Source organism: Variovorax sp. FW305-3-2-15-B-LB1, from assembly GCF_058787635.1.
Map to the genome: position 1 here is coordinate 1 of NZ_JBYSZY010000041.1, position 4,961 is coordinate 4,961.

4 protein-coding genes are annotated in these 4,961 nt (G+C 66.3%); 2 read left to right on the plus strand and 2 right to left on the minus strand.

Annotated elements, in window-relative coordinates:
- Positions 1 to 157 precede the first annotated feature (157 nt).
- Positions 158 to 3,028, plus strand: a complete 2,871-nt coding sequence (locus AC3WQR_RS22290; protein WP_492743745.1) for a valine--tRNA ligase — start codon at positions 158 to 160, stop codon at positions 3,026 to 3,028.
- A 103-nt stretch (positions 3,029 to 3,131) separates the two neighbouring features.
- Positions 3,132 to 4,025 carry a UTP--glucose-1-phosphate uridylyltransferase GalU gene (galU, locus tag AC3WQR_RS22295; protein ID WP_492743748.1) on the plus strand — a complete coding sequence of 298 codons (894 nt, stop codon included), beginning with the start codon at positions 3,132 to 3,134 and terminating at the stop codon, positions 4,023 to 4,025.
- A 68-nt stretch (positions 4,026 to 4,093) separates the two neighbouring features.
- Here the strand turns inward: galU and AC3WQR_RS22300 are convergent, their stop codons facing one another.
- Positions 4,094 to 4,321, minus strand: coding sequence for a sulfurtransferase TusA family protein (locus tag AC3WQR_RS22300; RefSeq protein ID WP_056572272.1), 228 nt, complete (start codon positions 4,319 to 4,321; stop codon positions 4,094 to 4,096).
- Positions 4,311 to 4,886, minus strand: coding sequence for an NUDIX domain-containing protein (locus tag AC3WQR_RS22305; protein ID WP_056572274.1), 576 nt, complete (start codon positions 4,884 to 4,886; stop codon positions 4,311 to 4,313). Before AC3WQR_RS22305 ends, AC3WQR_RS22300 begins: the two co-directional genes overlap by 11 nt.
- Positions 4,887 to 4,961 lie beyond the last annotated feature (75 nt).

Here is a 4,961-nt window from a genome sequence, read left to right on the forward strand (position 1 = left end):
GGACGGGGGTGTCGTAGTCGAGCGACTTCGCGGGGGAAAGCAGGAACAGCATCAGTCGATTATGTGGGGCTGGGGTTTCCCCGGGCCGCCCCGGTAAAATCCCGGGCAATCCCACCCTGTCACCAACGGCACCCGAGGGTGCCGTTTTGCATTCCCCATGAGCGAACCTACCTCCCAGCCCGGCCTTGAGAGCCTGTCCAAATCGTTCGAACCCGCCGCCATCGAGGCGCACTGGGGCCCGGAATGGGAGCAGCGCGGCTACGCCAAGGCGGGCTTTCGCGGCACGCAGCAGCCCAAGGAAGGCGCCGAGTCGTTCGCGATCCAGCTGCCGCCGCCCAACGTGACGGGCACGCTGCACATGGGCCATGCGTTCAACCAGACGATCATGGACAGCCTCACGCGCTACCACCGCATGAAGGGCGCCAACACGCTGTGGGTGCCGGGCACCGACCACGCGGGCATCGCCACCCAGATCGTGGTGGAGCGCCAGCTGCAGGAGCAGAAGGTCAGCCGCCACGACCTGGGCCGCAAGAACTTCGTGGCGCGCGTGTGGGAGTGGAAGGAAAAGTCGGGCAGCACCATCACCGAGCAGATGCGCCGCATGGGCGACACGGTCGACTGGAGCCGCGAGTACTTCACGATGGACGACGACCTCTCCAAGGTGGTCACGCACACCTTCGTGAAGCTGTATGAAGAAGGCCTCATCTACCGCGGCAAGCGCCTGGGCAACTGGGACCCGGTGCTCAAGACCTCGGTGAGCGACCTGGAAGTCGAGAGCGAGGAAGAAGACGGCTCGCTCTGGCACATCGCCTACCCGCTGGAAGACGGCAGCGGCACGCTCACGGTGGCCACCACGCGCCCCGAGACCATGCTCGGCGACACGGCCGTGATGGTCCACCCCGAAGACGAGCGCTACAAGCACCTGATCGGCCAGCGCGTGAAGCTGCCGCTGGTGGACCGGCTGATTCCCATCATTGCCGACGACTACGTCGACAAGGAATTCGGCACCGGCGTGGTCAAGGTCACGCCCGCGCACGACTACAACGACTACGCCGTCGGCCAGCGCCACAAGCTCGAGGTGATCGGCATCCTGACGCTGGACGCGACCATCAACGACAACGCGCCTGAAAAATACCGCGGCATGGACCGCTTCGTGGCGCGCAAGGCCATCGTGGCCGACCTCGAGGCGCTGGGCCTGCTGGTCGAGGTGAAGAAGCACCGCCTCATGGTGCCGCGCTGCGCGCGCTCGGGCGCCGTGGTCGAGCCCATGCTCACCGACCAGTGGTACGTGGCCATGACGCGCCCCGGCGCCGACGGCCAGTCGATCGCGCAGAAGGCCATCGACGTCGTGAAGTCGGGCGAGGTGCGCTTCGTGCCCGAGAACTGGGTCAACACCTACAACCACTGGATGGAGAACATCCAGGACTGGACGATTTCGCGCCAGCTCTGGTGGGGCCACCAGATTCCGGCCTGGTACGACGAAGACGGCAAGGTCTACGTGGCCGAGACCGAAGCCGAGGCGCAGGTCAAGGCGCCGGGCAAGACGCTCACGCGCGACGAAGACGTGCTCGACACCTGGTACTCGTCGGCGCTGGTGCCCTTCTCGTCGCTGGGCTGGCCCGAGAAGACGCAGGACCTGGCGCTGTACCTGCCCTCGACCGTGCTCGTGACGGGCTACGACATCATCTTCTTCTGGGTCGCCCGGATGATCATGATGACCAAGCACTTCATGGGCACTGTGCCGTTCAAGGACGTGTACATCCACGGCCTGGTGCGCGACGCCCAGGGCAAGAAGATGAGCAAGTCGGAAGGCAACGTGCTCGACCCGGTCGACCTGATCGACGGCATCGAGCTGCCCGCGCTGCTCGACAAGCGCACCCAAGGCCTGCGCAAGCCCGAGACCGCCCCGGCGGTGCGCAAGAACACGCAGAAGGAATTCCCCGAGGGCATTCCGGCCTTCGGTGCCGATGCGCTGCGCTTCACTTTTGCCTCGCTGGCATCGTTGGGCCGCAGCATCAACTTCGATTCGAAGCGCTGCGAGGGTTATCGCAACTTCTGCAACAAGCTGTGGAACGCCACGCGTTTCGTGCTGATGAACTGCGAAAGCCAGGACTGCGGCCTGCTGGAGCACACGAAGGAAGACTGCCAGGTCGGCGGCACGGCGCATGGCTACCTGAAGTTCAGCCGCGCCGATTTCTGGATCGTCTCGCAGCTGCAGCGCGTCGAGGCCGAAGTGGCCAAGGGCTTCGAGGAATACCGGCTCGACAACGTCGCGAACGCGATCTACCAGTTCGCCTGGGACGAGTTCTGCGACTGGTACCTGGAGATCGCCAAGGTGCAGATCCAGACCGGCGACGAGGCGCAAAAACGCGCCACGCGCCGCACGCTGATCCGCGTGCTCGAGGCGCTGCTGCGCCTGGCGCACCCGATCATCCCGTTCATCACCGAGGAGCTGTGGCAGAAGGTGTCGAAGGTCGCGGGCCGCGAAGGCGCGTCGATCATGATCGCGGCCTACCCGCAGAGCCAGCCGGAGAAGATCGACGAAGCCGCCGAGGCGCATGTGGCGCGCCTGAAGGCGCTGGTCGACGCCTGCCGCACGCTGCGCGGCGAGATGAACGTGTCGCCCGCCACGCGCCTGCCGCTGTACGCGGTAGCCGACGACGCCGAGGGCGCGGCCTTCCTGCGCGACGCGGCCCCGGTGCTGCAGGCGCTGGCCAAGCTCAAGGAAGTGAAGGTGTTCGACGACGAGGCCTCGTGGCAGGCCGCCGCCGAAGCCGCGCCCGTAGCGGTGGTGGGCACGACGCGCCTGTGCCTGCACATGGAGATCGACAAGGCGGCCGAGAAGCTGCGCATCGGCAAGGAAATTGCACGCATCGAGGGCGAGATCGCCAAGGTGCACGGCAAGCTCGGCAACGAGGCCTTCGTGGCCAAGGCGCCGCCCGCCGTGATCGAACAGGAGCGCACGCGCCTGGTCGATTTCACCGCCACGCTGGAGCGCCTGCGCGACCAGCTTGTGCGCCTCGGCTGACAGACGCGGCCCGGGTGGGGGACTAGGATTTGGTCATCGGCTTCGCGCTGTAACCATCCTCATCCCTCTCCTTTTTCCTGCATCCAACGACACTGAACTGCCCATGTCCACTTCTTCCCCGACGCGCATCCGCAAGGCCGTATTCCCTGTTGCAGGCTTCGGCACCCGCTTTCTGCCGGCCACCAAGGCCCAGCCGAAGGAAATGCTGCCAGTCGTCGACAAGCCGCTGATCCAGTACGCCGTCGAAGAAGCCTATGCCGCGGGCATCCGCGACATGATTTTTGTGACCGGGCGCAACAAGCGCGCGATCGAAGACCACTACGACACCGCCTACGAGCTCGAAAGCCAGCTAGAAGCCAGCGGCAAGGACGCGCTGCTCGAAATCGCCCGTTCGGTGTCGCCCGACGACATGACCTGCTCGTACGTGCGCCAGCCACGCATGCTGGGCCTGGGCCACGCCGTGCTGTGCGCCGAGCACCTGGTGGGCAACGAGCCCTTCGCCGTGCTGCTGGCGGACGACCTGATGGTCGGCCCTGTCGGTGGCCAGCCGGTGCTGGCGCAGATGACCGAAGTCTTCGCGCGCCTGGGCGCCTCGGTGCTGGCCGTGCAAGAGGTGCCTCTGGAGCACGTCAAGCGCTACGGCATCGTGGCCGGCGAGAACGTGGAAGACGGCCTCGTGAAGATCAACCGCATGGTCGAGAAGCCCAAGCCCGAAGACGCGCCCTCGCGCCTGGGCGTGGCCGGCCGCTACATCCTCACGCCCGGCGTGTTCGACGAGATCCGCAACCAGCCCAAGGGCGCGGGCGGCGAGATCCAGTTGACCGACGGCATCGCGGCGCTGATGAAGAAGGAATCGGTCTACGCCTACTCGTACAAAGGCATCCGCTACGACTGCGGCAGCAAGGAAGGCTTCCTGCAGGCGTCGGTGGAGCTGGCGCTGGCGCACCCTGAAGTGGGCGAGCAGTTCCGCGAGTACCTCAAGAGCCTGAAGCTCTGAGGGCGCTGCAAAGCGCTGAAAACAGAAAGGGGCCGCGAGGCCCCTTTTTCTTTTGCCGGTTGCCGACGCTAGCGCCGCTTCAGCACGTGGATGAAGTCGCTGCCCACGGTCTCCTGCGCCACCAGTTCGTTGCCGGTCTGGCGCGCAAAGGCCTGGAAGTCGCGCACCGAGCCCGGGTCGGTCGACACCACCTTCAGCAGCTGGCCGCTCGCCATGTCGTTGAGCGATTTCTTCGCCTTCAGGATCGGCAGCGGGCAGTTGAGGCCGCGCGTGTCGATTTCGCGGTCAACTTGCATTGCCAGGCTCCGGCGGCAGGTTCAGGCCGCGGCGGCGCTCTTCGTTTTCCGCAGCGGTGAAGAACACGGGCTCGTGGCCGCGCGTGCGCAGCCAGTCGGCCAGCGCATAGCCGGTGCCGGCGGGCCAGCACCGCAGGTCGGGCAGGTCGTAGAGGCGGTAGTCCACCAGCTCGGGCGAGAGCTTCACCTCGCCGTCGGCCACCACGTGGTACGCGATGATGATCTGGTTCATGCGCTGGAAGTCGTAGGCCCCGACGAGCTTGGCGGCGCTCACGTCCAGGTTGGTTTCTTCCTTGACCTCGCGCGCGATGCCCTCCTCGGGCGTCTCGCCGGCCTCCATGAAGCCGGTGATGAGCGCAAACATCTTGCCCGGCCAGGCCGCATTGCGCGCCAGCAGCACCTGGCCGCGGTACTCGACGATGGCCGCCAGCACGGGCGTGGGGTTGTTCCAGTGCGTGTGGCCGCAGTTGGGGCAGCGCAGGCGCTCCTTGGGACCGCCGTCTTCCATCAACGCGATCCATTCGAGCGGGGTGGCGCAGGCCTGGCAGAACTTGGGGTGGGGCATGGGAAGTCTCTGTTCTTTTTCTCGGGCGTGGGGGGGGGGGGGGGGCGCGGCGCCGCCCACCTGCACGTCGCCGAT